We start from the raw sequence: 22,983 nt of genomic DNA, 5'->3' as shown, positions 1-22,983 counted from the left end.
ACCATGGCCGCATCGGTCACGGGAACCCCCGGCACCCCGCGCGTCCTGCGTGCGATGAACGACCGCGCGACGCTGGACCTCCTCGTGACGCACGGTTCACTGACGCGGGCGCGCATCGGGGAGCTCACCGGCCTGTCCAAGGCGACCATCTCGCAGATGCTGGACCGTCTGCAGAGCGCCGGACTCGTGCGGGCCACCGGCGCGCAGACCGGCGGTCCCGGGCCGAACGCACTGCTCTACGAGGTGGAACCCAACGCCGGGCATGTCGCGGCCCTCTCCGCCGACCCGGCCGGAATCACGGCTGTCGTCGCGGACATCGCCGGACACGAAGTGGGCCGCTGCCGCCTTGCGGCGAGCGCCGTCACCGAAGACGCACGCCACCGCACCGCTCAGCTCGTCGCCGAGGCGGTCGACGGTGCGCTACGCCAGGCCGGGCTCGACCACGACGACCTCAAGGCCGCCGTCATCGGTACCCCGGGAGCCATCGACCCGCGCACCGGACAACTCCGTTACGCCCCGCATCTGCCGGGGTGGCACTCCCGCACGCTGCGTGCCGAACTCGCCGAGGTTCTGGGCACCCCCGTGGAAATCGAGAACGACGTCAATCTCGCCGCGATCGCCGAACAGCACGACGGTGTCGCGCAGGGCCGGGACAACTATGTGCTGGCCTGGATCGACGAGGGTGTCGGTGCCGCGATCGTCCTGGGCGGGACGCTGCTGCGCGGAGCCACGGGTGGCGCGGGCGAGATCGGCTACATGCCGCTGCCCGGTGCACCCCTTGCGCGCGACGAGGACAGCACCCGTGCGGGGAAGGACATCGGCGGCGGTTTCCAGACCCTCGTCGCCGCGTCCGCCGTGCGCCGGCTGGCCGGCGGCGCCGTCTCGCTGGAGGAGGCACTCGGCGACGAGGCCGTCCTGAAGGAACTCGCCCGTCGGCTGGCCACCGGTCTCGCCTCAGTCGTCGCCGTCGTCGACCCCGACCTCGTCGTTCTCTCGGGCCAGGTCGCCCAGGCCGGCGGCGAAGCACTGCGTGCCCATGTGGAGCGCGAGATGACCGGTCTCGCGCTACCGCGGCCCGAGCTCCGCATCAGTGACCTGGATGGCGATCCCATCCTCATCGGAGCTCTGCACCGCGCCCTCACCCAGGCACGCCACACCGTCTTCGACACCTCTGCCTGATCACTCCCTGCTTGATGATTCATCGCTTGATCCCCTTCCCCCTGTTCCGCACTCCCCCGCGAGGGAGTTCACCGCAAAGGAAGCCGCCATGCAGCGATGGCGCATACACACCTGCGTGTCCGCGGCGCTCGCCACGGCCGGACTGCTCCTGTCCGGCTGCGCCAACCCGGGCGTCGGCAGTTCCGAGGACGATGCGACCGCACCGGTCACACTGAAGTTCTGGCACGGCTGGTCGGCGCCCGGCGAAGTCAAGGCCATCAATGACTCCATCGCCCGTTTCGAGAAGCTCCACCCGAACATCCACGTCACCTCGACCGGCAATGTCACCGACGCCACGATCAACCAGGCACTGCGGGCCGGCGGTGACGGCGCCCCCGATGTGATCACTTCGTTCACCACCAACAACGTGGGCCAGTACTGCGACTCCGGGATGTGGGCGGACCTCGACCCGTTCCTGCGCAAGACGGGCGTCGACAAGACGAAGGTCTTCCCCAAGAGCCTTCTGCAGTACACGAGTTTCGAGGGCAAGCAGTGCGCGCTGCCCCTGCTCGCCGACGCGTTCGGGATGTACTACAACAAGGACGCCTTCGAGGAGGCGGGCATCTCGCGGCCGCCGCGGACCATGTCGGAGTTCGTGCGCGACGCGAAGAAGCTGACCGTGCGCTCCGGGAAGGACTCCTACAAGCGGGTCGGCTTCATGCCCAACTTCCGTCTCTACCAGAACAGTCCGGACCGGCTGTTCGGTCAGTGGGGGCCCACCTACTTCGACAGCAAGGGCAAATCGGTCCTCGCGAAGCAGCAGGCCACGTACGACTTCTTCCGGGTCGCCGGCCAACTCGCCGACGCGCAGGGCGGTTACGGCGCACTGGAGAGGTTCCGCACGTCGTTCGGCGACGAGATGTCGGCGCAGAACGCGTTCCTCACCGGCAAGCTCGCCATGCATCTGGACGGCGAATGGCGCGGCCTGATGCTCAACGAGGCCAAGGCCGGCTTCGACTGGGGCGTCGCGCCGCTCCCGGTGCCCGACGACCAGGCCGATACCTACGGGCGCGGCTATCTGACCGGCACGGTCACCGGCATCGCCCACAGCAGCACGCATCAGAACGGAGCGTGGGAGCTGGTGAAGTTCCTGACGACGGACACCCGGCAGGTGGTGTCCTTCGCCAACGCGATCCACAACGTTCCCTCGACCTACGCGGCGCTGAAGTCGCCCGATCTGGACGCCGACCCGACGTTCAAGGCGTTCATCGACATCGCGCAGAACAAGTACAGCCAATCCATGCCGCAGTCCACCAACGGCGGCATGTACATCACCTCGCTGCAGGACTTCGCGTACTCAGCCGAGGCAGGGCGGGCCCATAACCTGCGCAAGGGCCTGCACACGCTGGACGAACAGATCGACGCCGACACCCTCCAGTCGAAGAGCTGACGGACGCGGGAGCAGCACACCATGGCAATGACTCTTTCCACACCCGCGCGGCGCAGACTTCGCACGCTCGGCTTCCTCTCCCCGTGGCTGATCGGCTTCAGCGTCTTCTTCGGCTATCCGCTGATCGCCACCGTCTACTTCTCCTTCATGCACTACAACCAGATCCAGCGGCCGACCTTCGTGGGCCTGCGGAACTGGCGTTACGTCTTCGAGCAGATGCCGCTGTTCGGACCGGCCCTGTGGAACACGCTGTGGCTCGTGGTCGTCATGGTGGCTCTGCGGGTGATCTTCGGCCTGTCCCTCGGGCTGCTGATCACGAAGATCAAGTCGGGGCCCGGACTCTTCCGCACCGCCTTCTACCTGCCGTACCTGGCGCCTCCGGTCGCCGCGACCGTCGCCTTCGTCTTCCTCCTCAATCCGGCGACGGGCCCGGTCAACGGCATCCTCTCGGCCGTCGGCCTGGACGGTCCGAACTGGTTCAACGACCCGTCCTGGGCAAAGCCGTCGCTGGTCATGCTCTCGCTGTGGGGCATCGGCGACCTGATGGTGATCTTCATGGCCGCGCTGCTGGACGTGCCGAAGGAGCAGTACGAGGCGGCCGAGCTCGACGGCGCCGGAGCCTGGGGCAGGTTCCGCTACGTCACCTGGCCGTCCATCACTCCCATCGTGATGTTCGCGGTGGTCACCGGTGTCGTACAGACGATGCAGTACTACACGCAGGCGCTGGTGGCCGGGAAGCTCGCCTCCGGTGTCTCCATCGGACCGGGCTCGGTCATCCAGCCCGGCTACCCGGACCACTCGACCCTCACCGTCCCTCAGCTCGTCTACTCGATGGGCTTCCAGAACTTCAACACCGGCGCGGCGTGCGTCCTGTCGCTCGTGCTGTTCGCCATCGCAATGGCCGTGACCATGCTGCTCATGCGTAAGCGCTCGGGCCTGCTCTCGGCGGAGGACTGATTCCGGTGACCACTACGACCATCAAGGCCCCGGCCGCACCCTCGGCCGTTTCCACCCCGCGTCAGCGCGGCCCGGAGGCCTCGCGCGCCCGCCGCAAACGCCTTCTGAACTGGATCGCCGTGCACAGCGTGGCCCTCGCCGTCGCGCTGTTGTTCATCCTGCCGTTCGTCTTCGTGTTCCTGACGTCCGTGATGAGCGACGCCCAGGCCATGAGCGGCGACCTGTGGCCCGACTCCTGGCACTGGGAGAACTACACGGCCGTCTTCCGGACCGAGGGTTTCCTCGGCTGGTGGAAGAACTCGCTCATGTACGCCGGGCTCGGCACGCTGTTCACGGTGTGCTCGACCATCCCCGTCGCCTACGCGCTCGCCAAGTTCCGTTTCCGCGGCAGGCGGTCGCTGATGATCCTCGTGATCTCGACGATGATGCTGCCGCCGCAGGTCATCGTGATCCCCATGTACCTGGTGTGGGCCCAGCAGTTCCACCTCTCGGGCACTCTCTGGCCGCTGATCATCCCGATGGCGTTCGGCGACGCCTACTCGATCTTCCTGCTGCGGCAGTTCCTGCTGACCATCCCCAAGGAGTACATCGAGTCGGCACGCGTCGACGGCTGCGGCGAGCTGCGCACCCTGCTGACGATCATCGTGCCGATGGCCAAACCGGGCATCGCCGCCATCGCTCTCTTCCAGTTCTTCTACTGCTGGAACGACTACTTCGGGCCGCAGATCTACGCCGCCCAGAACCCGGCATCCTGGACGCTGTCGTACGGCCTGGAGTCCTTCAAGAGCGCCCACAGCGTCAACTGGAACCTGACCATGGCCGCGACGCTCCTCGTCATGGCGCCGGTCGTCATCGTTTTCTTCTTCGCACAAAAGGCCTTCGTGGAAGGCGTCACACTGACCGGAGTGAAGGGCTGACATGAAGCTCGCAGTAGTTGGTGGCGGGTCCACCTACACACCTGAACTGATCGACGGCTTCGCCCGGCTGCGGGACACACTCCCCGTCGAGGAGCTGGTGCTCGTCGACCCGGCGGCCGACCGCCTCGAACTCGTCGGCGGCCTCGCCCGCCGGATCTTCGCCAAGCAGGGCCACCCGGGCCGCATCGTCACCACCTCGGACATCGACGCGGGCGTCGCCGACGCCGACGCGGTCCTGCTCCAGCTGCGCGTCGGCGGCCAGGCCGCCCGCAACCAGGACGAGACCTGGCCCCTGGAGTGCGGCTGCATCGGCCAGGAGACCACCGGAGCCGGCGGCCTCGCCAAAGCCCTGCGCACCGTCCCCGTCGTCCTCGACATCGCCGAACGCGTCCGCCGCACCAACCCCGACGCCTGGATCATCGACTTCACCAACCCGGTCGGCATCGTGACCCGGGCCCTGCTCCAAGCCGGCCACAAGGCCGTCGGCCTGTGCAACGTGGCGATCGGCTTCCAGCGCAAGTTCGCCGCGCTGCTCGACGTCACCCCCGGCGAAGTGCACCTCGACCACGTCGGGCTCAACCACCTGACGTGGGAACTCGGGGTCCGGCTCGGCGGCCCGGACGGCGAGAACCTGCTGCCGAAGCTGCTCGCCGAGCACGGCGACACGATCGCCGACGATCTGCACATGCCCCGCGCGATCGTCGACCGGCTCGGCGTCGTCCCCTCCTACTACCTGCGGTACTTCTACGCACACGACGAGGTCGTACGCGAGCTCGGCACCAAGCCGTCCCGCGCGGCCGAGGTAGCCGCGATGGAGAAGGAACTCCTCGCCCTGTACGGCGACCCGGCACTGGACGAGAAGCCCGCGCTGCTCGCCAGACGCGGCGGCGCGTTCTACTCCGAGGCGGCCGTGGACCTGGCGTCCTCACTGCTGGGCTCCGGCGGCTCCGCGGTGCAGGTGGTCAACACCTACAACAAGGGGACGCTGCCGTTCCTGCCCGACGACGCCGTGATCGAGGTACAGGCCCGCGTCGACGGCACCGGCGCCACACCACTCGCCGTACCCGAGCTGGACCCGCTGTACGCCGGCCTGATCTCCCACGTGACGGCGTACGAGGACCTCGCCCTGGAAGCCGCCCTGCGCGGCGGCCGGGACCGGGTCTTCAAGGCACTCCTCGCCCACCCCCTGATCGGCCAGTTCGAGTACGCCGAGGCACTCACCGACAAGCTGATCGCACACAACCGGGAGCACCTCGCGTGGGCGTGAACGCCGCCGTCCTCGCCATCGACGCGGGGAACAGCAAAACCGACGTCGCCGTGGTCGCCGGCGACGGCACCGTCCTCGGTGCAGCCCGGGGCGGCGGCTTCCAGCCGTCCCGGGCGGGCGTCGAGGCAGCTGTCGACGTCCTCGCGGAGGCGGCCGAACAGGCGCTGAAGTCAGCGGGTGTCACGACCAGCACACACGTCTCCGCCTGCCTGGCCAACGCCGATCTTCCGGTGGAGGAAAAGCAGTTGGAGGAGGCGATCCGACATCGCGGCTGGGCCCGCAGTGTCGACGTACGCAACGACACCTTCGCCGTGCTGCGCGCCGGCCTCCTGGAGGACGCCGAGCCACGAGGAGTCGCCGTCGTGTGCGGCGCAGGCATCAACTGCGCGGGAATGCTGCCCGACGGTCGCACCGCCCGCTTCCCCGCGATCGGCCGCATCTCCGGCGACTGGGGCGGTGGCAGAGGGCTGGCCGAGGAGGCCATGTGGCACGCGGCGCGGGCCGAGGACGGCCGCGGCGAGCCCACCGCCCTGGTGAGCGCCCTGCCCGGGCACTTCGGGCTACCGTCCATGTACGCACTGATCGAGGCACTGCACCTGGGCCACATCGCGGCGGAGCGACAGCACGAACTGACACCGATACTGTTCGCGACGGCTGCCCATGGCGATACGGTCGCCCGCTCCTTGGTGGACCGGATGGCCGATGAGGTCGTGGCCATGTCCACCGTCGCGCTTTCCCGCCTCGGCCTGCTCGCAGAAGAGGTACCCGTGGTGCTGGGCGGCAGCGTGCTGGCTGCCCGGCACCCGCAACTGGACAGCCGCATTCGCACCCTGCTGGGGCAGAGGGCCCCTCAGGCCGCAGTCCGCGTGGTGGCCGAGCGGCCCGTGCTGGGCTCCGTACTGCTGGGGCTCGACGCGCTGGGCGCAGAACCGCAAGCGCACGCCCGCGCCCGGGCACACTACGAAACCAGCGTCCGCCACCTGGTGCGTTCCTGACGGCTGATCCGCACCCGCAGCGCACCCCGAACCACATGCGCCGTATGTGGCCCTTGCCCGCCGGGACAACAAGGACCAGGCTGCGGTCCCTCAGTTCGGTCAGTGCCCTCGTCACCGCGGGCCGGGAGAGTTGCCGGTGTCCGCACCGCATCCGCTCTCAGTGAACGGCGGACTGGGCCGGGCGGCCCGCCGTAACTTTGCTGCCCGCGGGGCTGCACTGCCCCGTGACCATCGACAACGATGTGCACCTGGCGGTGCTCGTGGAGTCCGCCGCGGTGCCGCTTCGGACTCCGGCTCCGACGCCGGAGTCCGGAGCGCGTGCCGATGCGGGCAGCGATTGCCCGGTCTTCGTCCAGTGGGGTCGCCGGATCGGCACCGGCATCAGTGGCAGGCCCGACCGCGGTACTGCGGCCGCCGCCGGTGAGCTGGGCTTCATCGACCTGGAAGGCCGATGAAAATCTTGCTGAGCCCCACACGCCGGCGCGCGACCAGATCATGAACCGGAGATGCGCGGTTGACTTCGATGTGCCGAAGCGCGGCGGCAGGGCCGGCCAGGCGCACCCGCTGACCAGCACGTAGATGATCGCGCGAACAGGGCATCACGCACGAGCCGGGCGGAATTCAGTGCGGCCGGAATTCGACGCTACAGTTCCGTCACATATGTCAGCCAAGGAAGCTCAGCCGCACCTGACGGTTGGGACTATCCCGATTCGTGTCCACCAACCTCCGTTAAGACACCCTCAGATTACCGGGGCCGCGGGCTCCACATGACAGACCGGAGAAGGCGAAGGACGCCTTCAAGCACTGGCTCCTGAGAGCGCGACGCGCCCTCTCCACGATGCGCCCAGCACGGCCTGGCCACACGCATGTCGGGCGGCACGGGCGTGAGGCGTGCGCCGGGTCAAACCGGGACACCCTTCCTCCGGCTCCGGGTCACTTCCGCCCGGAACTCAGCTGACGTCCCAGCCATGCCGAGGCTTCGGAGCACCTGGTGGCACGAAGCACGCGGTGACAGTCTTGCCCGACGCCTGCGGATGCGTGGCCCAGCCGTCGGCGAGTGCGTCGACGATGGCCAGTCCGCGCCCTCCGGTCGTCGTGAGGTCTTCGGGCTGCTTGGCAGGGGGCAGGGGGGCGGAGTCGTGGACACTCACGTGCAGGCAGTGGCTGTCCCAGGTGAGTACCAGCTGGGCGTCGCTGTGCGCGTGCACGTGTGCGTTGGTAATCAGCTCGGAGACACTGAGTAGTATCGCGTCCACTGTTTCGGGGGCGTTCTCGGTCCACTCCAGGGACACCAGGTGCCCCCGCGTCCACCGACGGCCGGCCCGCACCCCTTGCGACACCGGAAACGATTGCGCCCATCCCACCGCGCGCAGCGACGTGTCCTTCGCCATCGGCCCTCCCTCACTCCACTCTCCTCGCACCCTCCTACCCCCGGCTTCGAAGGACACCCCGGAAACCCCGGCACACAGCCCGGCCGGCGTCCCGAAGCCGAAGCGGAAACGGGGTCTGCCCTTGGGATGTCAGGGCACACGCACTTCACCCCCTTCGAGAGGAGCACCCCATGCTCGGCATAGCCGCGGCCGTCCTGTTCGTCATCGCTTTCCTGATCAACGCAGCAGACATCACCACCAACGACGTCTTCTCCTCCGTGAACCTCATGCTCCTGGGCCTGGCACTTCTTGCCCTGCACGTCGCGGGAATCGGAGTCGGCCGCCGCCCTTCCCGCAGACGCTGACGACGCCGGCGGGAACCCGGCGCGGGCGAGCTCATCAAGCCTCCTCCCCCGCACCACGCAAGACGTGTCCACCAAACCCCCGTTAAGGCAACTCACCCTGGTCGACCTGGCTATTCCTAAGTGCCGCCCTGCACCATCGGGGGAATGACCGCCGACAACTGGTTACCTCCAGGGAGTTGCCCACGGTGCACAGTGGCCCCCAGCCTGCCTGTTGGACGCGGCAACCAAGACGTCCGGTACGCCCTCACCGATGGTGGACACTGACGGCATAACCGCCGCCGCCATAAGGGTCGGCATCCCAGGTGGCGAACCGGTCGACGAGGGTGAGTCCGGCCGCGGCGCAGCAGTCGTCGTAGTCCGACAGTGTGAGGTTGGGCAGCACCGGCAGGTGGGCTTCGTCCAGGCCGAAGCCGGCGACCAGCAGGCCGCCCGGACGCAGTGCCGCGGACAGGCGCTCAACCACCGTGGTCTCAGTGCCGGGGGCGAGCAACGGGAAAATATTTCCCGCAGCAACGACAAGGTCGAAGCCTCCCGCAATGCCGAGCAGGGCCGGCTCGAACTCGGCCAGATCGAGCTGGAACCAGGGCAGTCCAGGCGACTGCATCCGCGCCACTGCCAGCATCGACGCGTCAAGATCCACCCCGGCACACTCGTACCCGAGTTCCGCGAGCCGGATCATGACGCGTCCGGTACCGCACCCGGCGTCCAGCACCCGCGCTCCGACAGGCACGAGAGCTGCACAGAACTGCGCCTCACCGTGCACGTTCTTGCCACTACGGGCCAGGGTCGCGAATCGTGCGGCGTAGTCCTCCCCGGATGCTTTCCCGGCCAAATCCGTCCAGCGACTCATAAGGCCAATCATGGGGCGCCCGTGTAGCTACGCGAAGAAGTGGCTGGACTCACGGCACTACCCTTCGGTCCGAGCGGGAGCATCCGGCGCAACGGGCTCGTTCATGTGCTCCTCGGTGGCATCGTGCTGTCAGTGGCCGCACGGCTCACCGCAGGAGTGCGTCGAGAACCATGCAGTCCTAGGACCTCTTCTGCGTCCGGCTCACGGGGGTGGTCGGCAGTTTCCGGCATACCCAGTTCAACGCCGAGGAGGCGTCGATGAATGCTGTCGTTCCTGCCCCATCCGCCGGGGAGTCCTCCGAGGGTCTTTGCCTGGTGGCGCGGCCATGGCATGTCCTCGCGGACAGTCAGGAACTGCAACGGGTGGCCGCGACGGTCCGTGAACTGGTGGCCCCACACCTGGAGGCGGTGTCAGCCACCGGAGGCATGGTCCCGGCGGGGGTGCTGCGGCTGGCGGTCACCGACGTCTTCGGGTGCTGTGCCGGGGGCGGGATCACCTTGAGGGCCCCTAGCCCTCGATCCTTTCCCTCCTGACGGTCCCCACGAGGACCCACTGGAGGTCTGGGTCATTCAGATGTGGCCTGCCTCCTGACCCGTAAGAGGGGCAGCAGGCAGGCGTGTGACCGCGCCCCCGACATCGTTGTCGACAGCGCGGCCTGCACGGGTCGCGGCGCTATGGGATGCGGCAGGCCCCGAGGGAGCACCGCGTGCCGGGGCGTGTGGCCGCCTTACGGCGTGTAGACGGCGTCACTGCCGTACAGTTCCCTGGTGAACGCGGAGACGTCGGCACTGCGATCGGCGCCGTCGAGGTTGTACGTCAGATAGACGCCGTATCCCTCGCTGACGGTGCGACGGGCGAGGTCGGCGGCAGTGCTCTGCGAGGTCCGGCCGATCTCGACGGCCGCCGGCGACAGCTTCGACTTGGGCAGTGCGATGCCGGGGACCTGCCAGGTGCCGTAGTACGGGTTCCAGGCGTAGTCGAACTTGGAGGAGACGTCGACGCCGCCGTAGGACAGGCGCGACGCGGCCGGGCCGATGTTATAGAGGCTGATGATCTTGTCCGGCATGTTCGCGCGCACTGCCGTCACCAGGTGCACGAACGAGCTGTCGTTGGGCTGGGCGGTGCCGTTGTTGCCGTACTCGGCGTATTCGTCGTCGAAGTCGATACCGTCGAGGCCGTACTTGACCACAGTGTCCGACATTTGTTTCGCGAACGCCGACGCCGCCTGCTGGGACGGGAAGTTGGCGAACCCTGCACCCTGGTGGTTGCCGAGCACCGAGAGGACGACCTTGATGCCCTTCTGCTGCAACGGCCGTATCTCCGTGGCGGCGTTGTCGAGGACGCGCTGCACATTCTCGTTGAAGTACAGATATGCCGCCTTCGTGCTCGTGTCATAGTTGATGTTCGCCGCGAAGATCACGGCGACGTCAAAGGCGTTGCCGCCGCCGTTGGCGAGCGTGTACTTGCCGGCGTTGAGCATGCTGTGGTTGTTCACCTCGATGTACGCCACCGAGGTTGGCCCCTGCTTCGCGGGAGCAGGGGCGGGGGCCGCTGCCGCGCCGGTCGTGCCGGAGGCGAGGGCCGCTACGGCCGAGAGCGCGAGCGCGGCCGTCCGCACTCTGCTCCATACCAGAGTGAACATCGTTGATCGGTCTCCCATCGCATGGTCGGCGCCCGACCTGTTCGGAAGCGCCGAGTGAGCCCTCCGAGTTTTCCGCTCCTGTGACCGAATCCCGAGAATCGTACGCGAACTCTTCACGACTCCCATGCACGATTCACCACAACCCGGTGCCTTGGCACACGAGTTGATGTATGTAGATCAACGGTCGACATACTCCTGTGAGAGATCGGCGGACCCTCGGGGACCCAGGCCGCGTCACGGAGGACCGGTGACGAGGTGATGCGTATGAATCGGCCGGAGCCCTACCTCAACGTCGGGAAGCCGGGCGAGCAGCGCGAAACCACCACGCTCGCCCACTCACCGAGAGTCAGCGCGAGTTCCGGAGTTGCGTGGATCGGTGATCACAGCAATAGAGACGCGAAGAGCGGCGAGCCGGGGAGATATAGCAACATCCCGCTAACAGCCGTCGGCGGCGCGGCGGTGCGGCGGTTGAGGATTCCTGGCGTCTCGGCGCGGACCCGGCGCAGCTCAGGCGCCGACCTTGGACCGGTCGCATGGTGGGCCGTATCTGGGCTGACCCCTAGTAGGGCTTGGTCAGCTTCACTCGTGGGTGGCGTGTCTGCTTGTTGGTGAGTGTCGTTGAGGTGGTGTGACACCTGAAGAGATGGCCGGGGTCCGGGAGGACCTGGAGGCATTCACGACGGAGATGTTCGACGGGTTCTTCCGTGCGGATCAGCGGCGGTGGGGGCAGGTGTATGTGCGTGGGCTGCTGCTGGAGGGTCGGCGCAAGTCGGTGGAGCCGATGGCGGCGCGTCTGGGCGAGGACGGCAACCGGCAGGCACTGGCCCACTTCGTGACTACCAGCCCGTGGGATCCAGCGCATGTGCGGGCCCGGCTGGCCTGGAAGATGCAGGATGTGATCGGTGCGGAGGCGCTGATCGTCGATGACACCGGCTTTTTGAAGGACGGGGACGCCTCGGCGTGTGTGTCCCGGCAGTACACCGGCACCGCGGGCAAGGTCACCAATTGTCAGGTCGGGGTGTCGTTGCACCTGGCCCGCGATCATGCCTCGGCCGCGGTGAACTGGCGGCTGTTCCTGCCCGCTTCCTGGGATCCGGGCTCGCCGGAGGCGGATGCGGACAAGGTCGCCCGCCGGGGCCGCTGCGGCATTCCCTCCCAGGCGGGGCATGTGGAGAAGTGGCAGCTGGCCCTGGACATGATCGATGAGACCCGCTCGTGGGGCATCGACCTCCCCTTGGTCGTCGCGGACGCCGGATACGGTGATGCCGCCGCCTTCCGTCTGGGCTTGGAGGAACGCAACCTGCCTTATGCGGTGGGCATTTCTTCCCGCCACACCGCCCATCGGGCCGGCGCCCGGCCTGTCCAGCCTGCCTATGCGGGCACCGGCCGGCCACCGAAGATGCAGTATCCCGAGCCTGCACAGACCATGAAAAATTTGGTCATCGCGGCCGGCCGGGCTGCTGCGAGACCGGTGTCCTGGCGGGAAGGATCCCGGCCAGGCCAGGGCCAAAGCGGCTTCAAGCGCATGCACTCACGCTTCGTCGCTCTGCGCGTCCGACCGGCCGGACGCGGTGCCCGCACAGCCGGCGACGGTCCAGAACTACCAGAGCGCTGGCTGCTGGCCGAATGGCCCGCCACCGAGCCCGAGCCGGTGCAGTTCTGGCTCTCGAACCTGCCTTCCGGGATGCCGCTGGCCACACTGGTGCGGCTGGCCAAACTACGCTGGCGCATCGAGCACGACTACCGCGAGATGAAACAGGCCCTGGGACTTGCCCACTTCGAAGGCCGCACCTGGAACGGCTGGCATCACCACGTCACCCTCGTCTCCGCAGCTCATGCCTTCTGCACCCTGCAACGACTGGCACACCACCCAAAAGACTCAGCGCAGGTCTGAGCCTCTACCAGGTCCTCCGCGAACTCCAGACACTCCTCGCCCTCTGGGTCGGCGCCTGCCCCACCTGCCACCGCAACATACCCACCCCCATACGAACCTGACCAAGCCCTACTAGGGCGCGTATCGAGTCGTGATCAATGGGTGGTCCGGGTGAGGTCTTTGATCCAGATCATCGAGGCGCGCAGGTGGAGTCCGGCGAGGTAGCTGTCGGGGGTCTTGTCGTATCGGGTGGCGATGCCGCGCCAGGCCTTCAGCTTGTTGATCAGGCGCTCGACGGTGTTCCGTTCCTTGTAGAGGTCGGTGTCGTGGCTGACGGGCCGGCCGCCGTTGGAGCCTTTCTTCGTCCGGTTGGCGGCCTGGTCCCTCTTCTCCGGGATGACTGCCTTGATGTGGCGTTTCCGTAGGTAGGCCCGGTTACCGCGGGACGAGTAGGCCTTGTCCCCGGCGACAGCGTCCGGCCGGGTGCGGGGGCGGCCGACGGGCCCGCGGACCCGTATCTTCCCCAGCACGGGGATGAAATGCGGGCTGTCCGCGGCCTGTCCCGCGGTCAGGACGAACGCCAGCGGGCGGCACTTGCGGTCGGCGGCGAGGTGCACCTTGCTGGTCTGCCCACCTCTGGAGCGTCCGAGGAGAGCGGCCTTCAGCCGCAGTTTGCGCCGACGCCGGATACGTCGTCGCTCTTCCCGCCCGGGACTGGTTTCTGTGTCCGACCCGGTTTGTTCTTCGAGGCCGCCCCCTTTGACCGGGCCTTCTCCTCCTCGGCGGCGGCCTTCTCCAGCGCGGCGACGACGTCCTGGTCCAGGTGCGTTCCGGCGGCGTCGTGGTGAGCCCGCACGGTAGTGGAGTCGATACTGACCAGGGACAGGTCCACCTCGCCCCGCTTCGCAGCTTCCGCGATCAGCCCCTCCAGCAGGGCCTCGAAGACGCCGGCGTCACGCCACTGCCGGAAGCGGTTGTGGACGGTCGACCAGGCACCGAACTCTTGCGGCATCTCCCGCCACTGCCCGCCCGTCTTGAACCGCCAGATCACCCCCTCGAACTGCTGCCGCAGCCGCTCCGGGTACGGGCCGTACTCGCCGATCGGCAGGTACGGCTCGATGAACTCCCACTCCGTGTCCGCCAGTTGCACTCGCGTCATGCGAGAACATCTACCGGTCCAGGCCCCACCACGAGGGCGAATCCCGCAGATTGATCACGACTCGATACGCGCCCTAGTGCTGGATTCCGCTTTCAGTGGGTATACATGCTGGTGGCGGGGTTGTTTGGGGTGGTCGGGATGGGTGGTTCGGGGTGGTGTTGCGGGCGCGACAGAGCCGTGATTCGGGTGAGAGATCGGTGGTGCGGCGGCTAGCTCGAGCGCGGAAGACGCCGGCGGACTTGGTGATGCGGGCGCGGTTGGTCGAGCTGAGCTAGGCCGGGTCTCGGGTGCCCGAGATCGCCTTTGAACTGGGTTGCAGCCAGAAGACGGTGCGGTGTTGGCTGCACCGTTTCAACCGTTCCGGTCTCGAGGGTCTGGAGGATCTGGGCGGGCAGGGCCGCAAGCGGCGGATCACCGAACTCGAGCGGTCGAGGATCATCGCCCTGGTCGGGCAGCCCCCGCCGCGCAGACTGATGGTCCAGCCGGGCGGGGATCTCGAGGCCATGGACGAGGCCGGACCGCCGGAGTGGACCCTGGACGCGTTGGCGGGTCGGGCAAGGGAACTGGGGATTGAGGTGGGGCGCTCGCAGGTCCGCAGAATCCTGCTGGCCGAGGGCGTGCGATGGCGCCGCACGCGTTCCTGGATCCGTTCCAAGGATCCGGATTTCGAGGGAAAAGGACGCGGGTCGTCGGCCTCTACACCTGCCCGCCCGAGGACGCGACGGTCGTCTGCGTCGACGAACTCGGGCCGGTGATCCCGCGTACTTTCCCGCCGACGCCGGGCTGGTCGCCGGACGGACACCGCATCAAAGGTGAGCTGGAGTACAGCCGTGGACCGGAGGAGACCTGGGTCCACGGCGGCTTGCGTGTCACGGACGGGCAGCAGGTCACCATGACCGCGTCCTCCCGCAACAGTGCCTTCTACCAGCGGTTCTTGCAGAAGCTGGAGGAAGCTAACCCGGCAGGCGACATCTACGTGCCCCTGGTCATCAAGGTGACGGCCCAGGCCCACCAGAGTTCATCGTCGATGCCTTGATGACCCTCGGGCCCACCGCCTCGATACTTTGGTGGGTCATCAACGTATCGGCATTCACACAGGTCAAAGCATCGGTGACGCTGGTTGCCAGGCGTTGCAGCATTGTTGGCCGGTGTGGAGACCTTGCTGGGGCCCTGGTGCGCGGGGTGGCGGCCGGGCAGGCTAGTTTGCTCGGATGAGTCTCCTTGATGATGTGGCCGAGCGCGACGGCTGGCGGTGCTGGGTGTGTGACGAAGCGGTCGACCCCGACGAGTCGGTGAACGACCCGCGGGGACCCAGCGTCGACAGCCGGACTGCCGACCGGAAGGCCAAGGTCGCCGAGCGGCTCGCGCACCGCGGATGCAACACCCGCAAGGGCGCGGTCAAGGTGGTCATCGCCTGGCCGGACCGTCTGTACGTGGTCGAACCCGCGCCGCTGATCACCGTTGCCGGGAGGCTGGAGCGCAAGGGGGGCCGCGAGATGGTGGGCCGTTGTCCGACCAAGCGGGACGCCCAAGAGGCGGCGGATTGGCTGGTGGACCGGTTCTCCCGACTGGTACCGGGGCTGCCGGTGACCGCCGACATCGAGCCGGGCGGCGGCCAGTTCCTCGTCATCCTGGCCACCGGCCGCCGCTGACCAGGGATCACCAGCGCACACTCGCGTCGAGCCGAACCGTCGGCCCACACCGACCTGTCCTGGCACGAGCTGACCCACATTGCTCGCCTGTGCCCAGCTACGGGTCGATGTCGCCGATTGCCGCAGCCATGACTGAGGCCGAACCGGAAACACAGCGCGTGCTCCCCAAGGCCCTCGCCCTGTACGACAAGGGCGTCGGCATCGCCCGTATCGCCAGCCAACTTCCCGTCGGGGCTCTTGTGCAGCCAGCCGCAGTCAGCCACTTTCCTCAGCTTCCCGCGCAGCGGCTGATCCCCCTCACCGCGCTGCCTCACCCTGACTAGAGCCGAAAGAGCGTCGGGCTGGGAGCCCTCTGGGGCGTTCTGGGACTTCCGGCCGCGTCAACGAGCACGAGCGTGAAACAGCCGAAAGGCCATCTGCGCAGGTCAGCGGCGCGAATCCGCCCAGCGTCCCAGGTCACAGGGCCGCCCGGTCCCTTCCGCGACCTGCCCCCGAAGCCAGGAGCGCAGCGTTCAGTGTCACCTGCCCTCGACGCTTCGAAATTTCCGAGTTATTGGTTCGGAGCAGGATGGGGTCGGCATTCAGTTCGTCCTTGCCGCAATTCCTCCGGGCAGCGATACACAAGGATCTGAACTCGTTGTAGAGTCTTCGGCGGCCGATTCCGCCTTCATGGCGTTGTAGCGCCGAGAGGTGTTGTTCCGGAGGGCTTCAGCGGCCGCGTTGTCGATCAGCTCGCCCCATTCCCAGTCCACCGTGAACTCGCCGGGAGATCGCTCGTACCAGGCCGTGAGAACACGCAGCATCGCCCTGAAAGCCGATGTCTCCCAAGGGTGCGCTGGTGCGCGGAAGGAGTGTGTCCTCCAGCCACACCTCGGCCAGGTCCACCGTCAGGTCTCCTGATTCACGTGGAAAGCCTCGCTGGGCGTCTTCGACGATCGCGTGGGCGCCGATGTCATCCATGATGTGTGCACGGATGGCGTGTTCGCGCCGACTGTGGAAGTGCGGCCAGAGCAATTCTCGATCTGGATCGCGAGCCGAGGTAGAGGTGCCCGGGGGTTCTCTGTTCTGGATCTCCTTCAGCTCGGCCCGAAGCCCGCGCATGGCGCTGAGGTATATCCGACCGTCGCGGACAGCCGGTTTGTCGGGGAGATTGTGGTCAGATGCCAGGTCTTCGACGGTGACGCTCCATGTGCCGCTGTCGGCCGGCTGATCGCCGGGAGCGGACGCATCTGCTGGCAGTATTGTCTCGGGATCCCCCATCCAGGCCGGGCGTATGCCCGAGCGTCTCGACCAGGCCAACGCTAATCCGCTGGTCTCCATGTGCCGGAATCCGGGACCGGGCACACCCTTGGCAGGCCGTCACCTCACGCGCCATGGGTTGAGGAGGTGTCTGGTCGATGAGTGCATCTGTCCTTACGTGGGAGCGACAGGGCCCCCAGCCCCTCAGAAGCGCCAGGTTCAGGCCGAGCCGGTCAAGCCGGGCCTCGCTCCGGCGGGCCCGCCCACCACCGTGAGCAGGTCCACGACGAAGATCAGCGTCGAGCCCGCCGGGATCAACGGAGAGGGTGACTGCCTGCCGTAACCGAGACGCGGGGGAACAATGATCTCGCGCCGGCCGCCGACCTTCATTCCCCTTACCCCCCGGTCCCAGCCCTTGATGACCTTGCCACCGCCCACGGCGAACTTGAACGGCCGGTCCCGCTCCCAGGAGGAGTCAAACTCCCTTCCGGACGCGAACGTGACCCCTACATAGTGACCCTGCCCGGCTGCGCCTCGGGTCCATCCCCACCCACGAGGTCCCGGATCGTCAACTCGGTGGTCGCGACACCCTCCGGAACCACGATTCTGGGCTTCGTCAGTTCGCTCATCACGGTCCCATCGCTCGCCACCGGAATCCCTCGCACGGGCCGACCGGACACATGGACATTCCATGCGGCAGGCGATCACGCTACGGCAATGCCCGTGCTTCAAGGTGCACCCCGGGCCCCGGAGGCGGGTCAAAGACCGATCGATGCGCGCCCCGGAGTGACCGCGTAGGCACCTGCCCGCCGGACGCAATCCGGGCGGATATCGTCCAACTGCGGCGGAGTGTAGGCCGTGTCCACTACAGGGAAGTGGCCATAGCAAGGCTGGCTCATCAGCTGACTGTCAGGAAGAACTTCCCGACCTCAAGAAGTTCCATGTCGTCAGTAGACCGCACTCCGCTCGATCTTGAGGCATATGAGACCAGGGCGCGTCTCGGGCCGTGTTTCGTCTGCGCGTTGCTCAAGGGAGACCCTGACTACAGAAATGAGTCGGTCTACGAAAACGCTGACCACGGCGCGCTTGTGCGTCGGTGGCGCCGGGCTCGCTTTCGTAGGCTGTGCACTGGTCCTGCGGCTGCTGTCGTTGATCCTCGCGGACCGCTCCGGGACCGCCGCGCACTCCACGTGGTGCGTCATCGGGAACAGGCGGACGACACGAACGGGAGTTTCTCCTGCGCCCGAGATGGGGCGAAGCTCAGTAACGCGCGACCGATGGGCAACCGTGCGCACCACTCAGTTGGCGCGGCCGGACTTCCCCTCTACAGTCCCACCGAAGCGACCGACTAGCCGAGAAAGCTCAGCCGCACCTGACGCTTGGGATTATCCCGATTCGTATCGACCAGGCACACCGACTGCCACGTACCCAGTTCCAGCCGTCCGCCGATCACCGGCAAAGTGGCGTGCGGTGCGATCAGGGCCGGCAGTACGTGGTCGCGGCCGTGGCCGGGGCTGCCGTGGCGGTGTTGGTAGCGGTCGTCCGCGGGCAGCAGTGCGTGGAGGGTGGCAAGGAGGTCCTCGTCGCTCCCCGCGCCGGTTTCCAGGATGGCGATTCCGGCGGTTGCGTGGGGCACGAAAATGTTGAGTAGGCCGTCCCGGCCGACGGCGGCGCGGCTGAGGAACCGTTCGCAGTCGTCCGTCAGGTCGGTGACCGTCTCGGTGTCACCGGTCGTGAGGTGCAGAACGCTGGTGGTGAAGGCATCGGGCATGCCCCCATCTTCTCGCTCGTGGCGCAAGATGGTGCGTCCACGTGCCGAGACAGCATTGACCGGTTCCTAGATGCGTCGCTACGTTCGGCAACATGTTCCGTTCAGCTCTGCTCACTTCGCGCGGTCACATCGACCTGCTGCGGGTGGCCTCTGCCGCGTGTTGTCGCGGTTGCTGACGTTCCTTCAGCACGTATTCCGCAGGTGAACAAGGGTTCTTTCGGCCCGCACCTGGCTTGCGCACCCCTCTGTTGCCGCAGGCGCCTCGTCGTACGCCGTCTCGCCCTGCCCCTGTCGTAGCTCCCGTGCCGTAGCGGGTCCGCCGTCGGGGCGTCGGGCTGTCGAGGCGTGCCTTCTCCCCGTCCGTGGACTGCTCGTGGAGCTTTCATGACCCTTGGCCATGCCCTCGCCCCGCCGGACATATCAGAGGAAGTCGATACATCCGATCCCTGTACGGCAGTCGAACTCGAGCCCGTCGTGCCGGAGTCCGCCCGCGGCTCACGACTGCGGTCCGTACCCCGCCCGCTGCGGCGAGCCATCGGTCCGGTGCTGCTTCTCGCGCTGTGGCAGGTGCTCAGTGCGACGGGTGTCCTGCATCCCGATGTGCTCGCCTCGCCCGGAACCATCGCCCGGGCCGGATCGGATCTGATCGCCGACGGGACCCTGCCGTCCGCGATGGGGATCTCACTCCAGCGGGTTGCCGCGGGCCTGGTCCTCGGCGGCGTGGTCGGGACCGCGCTGGCCTTGGTGTCCGGGCTGTCCCGGCTCGGCGAGGATCTCGTGGACGCGACCGTACAGATGCTGCGGACCGTGCCCTGGGTGGGGCTGATCCCGCTGTTCATCATTTGGCTGGGGATCGGTGAGGCCCCGAAGGTGGCGCTGATCGCGCTCGGCGTGGCCTTCCATCTCTACCTCAACGTGTACGCCGGCATCCGGGGCGTCGACGAGCAACTCATCGAAGCGGGACAGTCGTTGGGGCTCGGGCGTTGGGGGCTCATCCGGCATGTGGTGCTGCCGGGTGCTCTGCCCGGGGCCATGACAGGGCTGCGCTATTCGCTCGCCACCGCCTGGCTGGCACTGGTCTTCGGCGAGTCCGTCAACGCCGACGCCGGAATCGGCTTCCTGATGAACCAGGCCCGGGAGTTCTTCCGGACCGACGTCATCGTCGTCTGCCTGGTCGTCTACGCATTCCTCGGTCTCACCGCCGATGTCATCGTCCGGATACTCGAAAGGCTGCTGCTGCAATGGCGACCGACCTTCACGGGCCAGTGAGCGCCCGGTCCCACGACACCGCCGTGCGGGTGGAGGGACTGACCCGTTCCTTCGACGGGCGGGCCGTCGTCGACGGGCTCGATCTCACCCTGCGCGCCGGGGAGTTCACCGCGCTGCTGGGACGCAGCGGCTGCGGGAAGTCGACTCTGCTGCGGGTACTGGCCGGGCTCGACCGCGACATCACGGGCACGGTACTGGTGCCCAAGCGGCGGGCTGTTGCCTTCCAGGCGCCTCGGCTCATGCCGTGGAAGCGGGTCTGGCGCAATGTGCTGCTCGGGTTGCCGGACAAGCCCGAACGGGCGGTGGCCGAGCGGGCGTTGGAGGAGGTCGGGCTCGGTGAGCGGTCCGGGGCGTGGCCCAAGACACTCTCAGGTGGTGAGGCGCAGCGGGCTTCGCTGGCGCGGGCCCTGGTGCGCGAACCCGATCTGCTGCTGCTCGACGAACCTTTCGGTGCGCTCGACGCGCTGACCCGGATCAAGGCGCAGCAGCTGGTCGCCGAGCTCTGGCAGCGGCGCGGCTGCGCGGTGCTGCTCGTCACACATGACGTGGACGAGGCGCTGCTGCTCGCCGACCGTGCACTGGTGATGCGGGACGGCGGCATCGCGTACGAGACGCCCGTTGATCTGGACCGGCCACGCACCGTGGGCAGTCCTGAGTTCGCCGCCCTGCGCTCCCGGCTGCTGACCGAACTGGGTGTCGTGGAGGACGCCGCTCCGGCGAAGGCCGCCTGACCAGCACACCCCTGACCAGCACATCTTCCCTATGCGTTCGACCTTCGGAAAGAGGCATGTCATGAGACGCCGTACCCTGCCCGCTCTGCTTCTGCCGCTCGCCCTGCTGCTCACCGCCTGCGGTGGTGCTTCGTCCGCATCCACCACGGACAGCACCGACGGCCAGGGTGGCGTCACACTCGACGTCGGTGACCAGAAGGGAGGTTACGAGGCGATCCTGCGGGCCTCGGGAGAGCTCGACCACCTCGACTACCGGATCAAATGGTCGACCTTCACCTCCGGGCCGCCACTGCTTGAGGCGGTGAACGCCAAGGCCGTGGACATCGGCGGTGTCGGCAACACACCTCCGGTCTTCGCCGCCGGTTCCGGTTCGAAGATCGTGGTGGTGGGCGCCTCCCATGGCTCATCGGCGGGCGAGGCGATCGTGGTGCCGAAGGGCTCCGAGCTGAAGACGCCCGCGCAGCTGAAGGGCAAGTCCATCGCGGTGGCCCAGGGAAGCTCCGCCCACTTCCAGCTCGTTGCCTCGCTGAAGAAGGCGGGGCTCAGCCTCTCGGACGTGAAGCTGAACTTCCTGCAGCCGGCCGATGCGCTGGCCGCGTTCAGCCGGGGCAAGGTCGACGCCTGGGCGATCTGGGATCCGTACACCTCGCAGATCCTGCGCAGTGGGCAGGTGCGGGTGCTGACCACGGGTGAGGGGATCGTCAACGGCCTGAGCTTCCAGGTCGCCTCTCCCGCGGCCCTGAAGGACGCCAGGAAGTCCAAGGCGATCGGGGATCTGCTGGTCCGTCTGGAACGGGCGCAGAGCTGGGTGTTCAAGCATCCGGAGGCGTGGGCGAAGGTCTGGGCGAAAGAGACCGGGCTGCCGTACGCCGTCGCCCTGGACGCCGTGAAGCGCAGTTACGGGACGCGGGTGCCCGTTGCCGTCGACCCGGCGGCGATCGCGTCCGAGCAGGCGATCGCCGACACCTTCGCCGATCTGAAACTCATTCCGCGCCGGTTCACCTTCAAGGACTACGTCGACACCCGGTTCAACCGCGATCTGCCCGCGTCCTCGGCAGCCCCCCGCTCGTACGGAAAGGCCACGTCATGAACGTTCATCTGCACTGGTTCCTCCCCACAGGCGGTGACGGCCGCACGCTCGTGGACCGCCACGCGTACACCGACGGCGGGATCAAGCGGGACCGGATCACTCCGGTGAGCGGGGTCCGGGCGCCCGATATCGAGTATCTGGCACAGATCGCCAAGGCGGCCGAGCAGCTGGGCTTCGAGGCAGTGCTGACGCCGACCGGCACCTGGTGCGAGGACGCCTGGCTGACGACGGTGGCGCTGGCGCAGCACACCGAGCGGCTGAAGTTCCTGGTGGCGTTCCGGCCGGGGGTGATCTCGCCGGTACTCGCGGCGCAGATGGCCGCGACGTATCAGCGCATCACCCGAGGCCGGCTGCTGCTCAATGTGGTGACGGGCGGCGACTCGACCGAGCAGCGGCGGTTCGGTGACCATCTGGATCACGACCGGCGTTACGCACGGACCGCCGAGTTCCTTTCGGTGGTCCGGGGTGTGTGGAGCGGGCAGCCGTACGACTTCGACGGTGAGCACTATCAGGTGGAGGGCGGGCTGACGGCGCTGCCGCCGGACCCGCTGCCGGAGATCTTCTTCGGCGGGTCGTCGGCGGCGGCCGGGCCCGTGGCCGCCGCACACGCCGATGTGTATCTGACCTGGGGCGAGCCGCCGGCGGATGTGAAGCAGAAGATCGACTGGATCCGCGGGCTCGCGGAGCAGCAGGGTCGCGACGTCCGGTTCGGGATCCGGCTGCACACCATCTCGCGCGACTCGGCGAAGGAGGCTTGGGCGACGGCGGACCGACTGCTCGGCGATCTCGATCCGGAGACGGTCGCCGCTGCGCAGCAGGCACTGGGGCGAAGCGAGTCGGTGGGACAGCAGCGGATGCTGGCCCTGCACGGCGGCTCGCGCGACAAGCTGGAGATCTCGCCGAACCTGTGGGCGGGTGTCGGTCTGGTGCGAGGCGGTGCGGGCACGGCGCTGGTCGGCAGTCACGCGGATGTCGCGGACCGGATCGAGGAGTACCACGCGCTGGGTGTGGAGCACTTCGTGCTCTCCGGCTACCCGCATCTGGAGGAGGCGTACTGGTTCGGTGAGGGGGTCACGCCGGAGCTGGCGGCGCGCGGACTGCTGTCCACCGTTCCCGCTTCGCCGCTGCTCGGAGTGCCTGCCGCGAACGGGCGCCCGGCGTCCGCGCCGGGCGGCGCACCGCTGCTGATCGCCGGGGGTCGCTGACCGGGAAGATCCCGGACCCCCGC

At 67.7% G+C, this 22,983-nt stretch carries 23 protein-coding genes and 3 pseudogenes; 18 read left to right on the top strand and 8 right to left on the bottom strand.

Annotated elements, in window-relative coordinates:
• The first annotated feature begins 3 nt into the window (after positions 1 to 3).
• The 7 genes from OHB49_RS35755 to OHB49_RS35725 all read left to right on the top strand — a co-directional run bounded on the left by OHB49_RS35755 (position 4) and on the right by OHB49_RS35725 (position 7,199).
• Entirely contained in the window at positions 4 to 1,179 is a 1,176-nt protein-coding gene (locus tag OHB49_RS35755; RefSeq protein ID WP_329165019.1) for an ROK family transcriptional regulator, read from the top strand.
• Between the two features lie 88 nt (positions 1,180 to 1,267).
• Entirely contained in the window at positions 1,268 to 2,608 is a 1,341-nt protein-coding gene (locus OHB49_RS35750; protein ID WP_329165018.1) for an extracellular solute-binding protein, read from the top strand.
• A gap of 21 nt (positions 2,609 to 2,629) precedes the next feature.
• Complete coding sequence (locus OHB49_RS35745) at positions 2,630 to 3,565, top strand: carbohydrate ABC transporter permease (protein ID WP_030979737.1); 936 nt, start codon at positions 2,630 to 2,632, stop codon at positions 3,563 to 3,565.
• A gap of 5 nt (positions 3,566 to 3,570) precedes the next feature.
• Positions 3,571 to 4,482, top strand: coding sequence for a carbohydrate ABC transporter permease (locus OHB49_RS35740; protein ID WP_030979739.1), 912 nt, complete (start codon positions 3,571 to 3,573; stop codon positions 4,480 to 4,482).
• A gap of 1 nt (position 4,483) precedes the next feature.
• Positions 4,484 to 5,749, top strand: a complete 1,266-nt coding sequence (locus OHB49_RS35735; RefSeq protein WP_329163784.1) for a 6-phospho-beta-glucosidase — start codon at positions 4,484 to 4,486, stop codon at positions 5,747 to 5,749.
• Positions 5,740 to 6,744, top strand: a complete 1,005-nt coding sequence (locus tag OHB49_RS35730) for an N-acetylglucosamine kinase (RefSeq protein ID WP_329165015.1) — start codon at positions 5,740 to 5,742, stop codon at positions 6,742 to 6,744. The genes OHB49_RS35735 and OHB49_RS35730 overlap by 10 nt, the downstream gene beginning before the upstream one ends.
• A 224-nt stretch (positions 6,745 to 6,968) precedes the next feature.
• Positions 6,969 to 7,199, top strand: a complete 231-nt coding sequence (locus OHB49_RS35725) for a hypothetical protein (RefSeq protein WP_158711316.1) — start codon at positions 6,969 to 6,971, stop codon at positions 7,197 to 7,199.
• On the opposite strand, the pseudogene OHB49_RS35720 reads toward OHB49_RS35725, so the two are convergent.
• Positions 7,167 to 7,331 (bottom strand): annotated as a pseudogene (locus tag OHB49_RS35720) (transposase); the annotation flags it as partial. The gene OHB49_RS35725 and the pseudogene OHB49_RS35720 sit on opposite strands and share 33 nt — an antisense overlap.
• A 363-nt stretch (positions 7,332 to 7,694) precedes the next feature.
• Positions 7,695 to 8,135, bottom strand: coding sequence for an ATP-binding protein (locus tag OHB49_RS35715; protein ID WP_329165013.1), 441 nt, complete (start codon positions 8,133 to 8,135; stop codon positions 7,695 to 7,697).
• Between the two features lie 170 nt (positions 8,136 to 8,305).
• Between OHB49_RS35715 and OHB49_RS35710 the strand changes: the two genes are divergently transcribed.
• Complete coding sequence (locus OHB49_RS35710) at positions 8,306 to 8,479, top strand: hypothetical protein (protein ID WP_199919343.1); 174 nt, start codon at positions 8,306 to 8,308, stop codon at positions 8,477 to 8,479.
• A gap of 244 nt (positions 8,480 to 8,723) precedes the next feature.
• Here the strand turns inward: OHB49_RS35710 and OHB49_RS35705 are convergent, their stop codons facing one another.
• Together OHB49_RS35705 and OHB49_RS35700 are read right to left on the bottom strand one after the other, a co-directional pair.
• Entirely contained in the window at positions 8,724 to 9,329 is a 606-nt protein-coding gene (locus OHB49_RS35705) for a class I SAM-dependent methyltransferase (protein WP_329165012.1), read from the bottom strand.
• A gap of 727 nt (positions 9,330 to 10,056) precedes the next feature.
• Positions 10,057 to 10,971 (bottom strand): endo-beta-N-acetylglucosaminidase H, encoded by a 915-nt coding sequence (locus OHB49_RS35700; protein WP_329165011.1) that lies wholly within the window; start codon positions 10,969 to 10,971, stop codon positions 10,057 to 10,059.
• A gap of 643 nt (positions 10,972 to 11,614) precedes the next feature.
• Here OHB49_RS35700 and OHB49_RS35695 point away from each other — a divergent pair.
• A complete protein-coding gene (locus OHB49_RS35695; protein WP_329166300.1) occupies positions 11,615 to 12,865 on the top strand; it encodes an IS701 family transposase in 1,251 nt (416 codons plus the stop codon).
• Between the two features lie 134 nt (positions 12,866 to 12,999).
• On the opposite strand, the pseudogene OHB49_RS35690 reads toward OHB49_RS35695, so the two are convergent.
• Positions 13,000 to 14,003: pseudogene (locus OHB49_RS35690) on the bottom strand (IS5 family transposase).
• A gap of 287 nt (positions 14,004 to 14,290) precedes the next feature.
• On the opposite strand from OHB49_RS35690, the gene OHB49_RS35685 reads away from it, so the two are divergent.
• The 4 genes from OHB49_RS35685 to OHB49_RS35670 all read left to right on the top strand — a co-directional run bounded on the left by OHB49_RS35685 (position 14,291) and on the right by OHB49_RS35670 (position 15,978).
• Positions 14,291 to 14,758, top strand: a complete 468-nt coding sequence (locus tag OHB49_RS35685; RefSeq protein WP_329165010.1) for a helix-turn-helix domain-containing protein — start codon at positions 14,291 to 14,293, stop codon at positions 14,756 to 14,758.
• Positions 14,755 to 15,039, top strand: coding sequence for a hypothetical protein (locus OHB49_RS35680; protein WP_329165009.1), 285 nt, complete (start codon positions 14,755 to 14,757; stop codon positions 15,037 to 15,039). Before OHB49_RS35685 ends, OHB49_RS35680 begins: the two co-directional genes overlap by 4 nt.
• A 175-nt stretch (positions 15,040 to 15,214) precedes the next feature.
• A complete protein-coding gene (locus OHB49_RS35675; protein ID WP_030980116.1) occupies positions 15,215 to 15,655 on the top strand; it encodes a hypothetical protein in 441 nt (146 codons plus the stop codon).
• Positions 15,656 to 15,783: 128 nt separating this feature from the next.
• The gene (locus tag OHB49_RS35670) at positions 15,784 to 15,978 is read left to right on the top strand and encodes a hypothetical protein (protein ID WP_329165007.1); all 195 of its coding nucleotides are present in this window, start codon (positions 15,784 to 15,786) and stop codon (positions 15,976 to 15,978) included.
• A 385-nt stretch (positions 15,979 to 16,363) separates the two neighbouring features.
• Here the strand turns inward: OHB49_RS35670 and OHB49_RS35665 are convergent, their stop codons facing one another.
• The 3 genes and pseudogenes from OHB49_RS35665 to OHB49_RS35655 all read right to left on the bottom strand — a co-directional run bounded on the left by OHB49_RS35665 (position 16,364) and on the right by OHB49_RS35655 (position 18,665).
• A complete protein-coding gene (locus OHB49_RS35665; RefSeq protein ID WP_329165005.1) occupies positions 16,364 to 16,915 on the bottom strand; it encodes a hypothetical protein in 552 nt (183 codons plus the stop codon).
• Between the two features lie 198 nt (positions 16,916 to 17,113).
• Positions 17,114 to 17,523 (bottom strand): annotated as a pseudogene (locus tag OHB49_RS35660) (FKBP-type peptidyl-prolyl cis-trans isomerase).
• 719 nt (positions 17,524 to 18,242) lie between these two features.
• A complete protein-coding gene (locus OHB49_RS35655; protein ID WP_329165004.1) occupies positions 18,243 to 18,665 on the bottom strand; it encodes a secondary thiamine-phosphate synthase enzyme YjbQ in 423 nt (140 codons plus the stop codon).
• Positions 18,666 to 18,757: 92 nt separating this feature from the next.
• On the opposite strand from OHB49_RS35655, the gene OHB49_RS45915 reads away from it, so the two are divergent.
• From OHB49_RS45915 to OHB49_RS35635, 5 genes are all read left to right on the top strand, one after another.
• Positions 18,758 to 18,841 carry a putative leader peptide gene (locus OHB49_RS45915; RefSeq protein WP_311307964.1) on the top strand — a complete coding sequence of 28 codons (84 nt, stop codon included), beginning with the start codon at positions 18,758 to 18,760 and terminating at the stop codon, positions 18,839 to 18,841.
• Positions 18,842 to 19,049: 208 nt separating this feature from the next.
• Positions 19,050 to 19,934 (top strand): ABC transporter permease, encoded by an 885-nt coding sequence (locus OHB49_RS35650; protein WP_329165003.1) that lies wholly within the window; start codon positions 19,050 to 19,052, stop codon positions 19,932 to 19,934.
• On the top strand, positions 19,907 to 20,665 hold the full coding sequence (locus tag OHB49_RS35645; RefSeq protein WP_329165001.1) for an ABC transporter ATP-binding protein: 759 nt from the start codon (positions 19,907 to 19,909) through the stop codon (positions 20,663 to 20,665). Before OHB49_RS35650 ends, OHB49_RS35645 begins: the two co-directional genes overlap by 28 nt.
• A 61-nt stretch (positions 20,666 to 20,726) precedes the next feature.
• Positions 20,727 to 21,755, top strand: a complete 1,029-nt coding sequence (locus tag OHB49_RS35640) for an ABC transporter substrate-binding protein (RefSeq protein WP_329165000.1) — start codon at positions 20,727 to 20,729, stop codon at positions 21,753 to 21,755.
• On the top strand, positions 21,752 to 22,960 hold the full coding sequence (locus OHB49_RS35635) for an LLM class flavin-dependent oxidoreductase (RefSeq protein ID WP_313936103.1): 1,209 nt from the start codon (positions 21,752 to 21,754) through the stop codon (positions 22,958 to 22,960). The genes OHB49_RS35640 and OHB49_RS35635 overlap by 4 nt, the downstream gene beginning before the upstream one ends.
• Positions 22,961 to 22,983: the final 23 nt, after the last annotated feature.

This window comes from Streptomyces sp. NBC_01717, assembly GCF_036248255.1.
Classification (GTDB): Bacteria; Actinomycetota; Actinomycetes; order Streptomycetales; family Streptomycetaceae; genus Streptomyces.
This window is presented reverse-complemented; position numbering and strand designations above follow the sequence as displayed.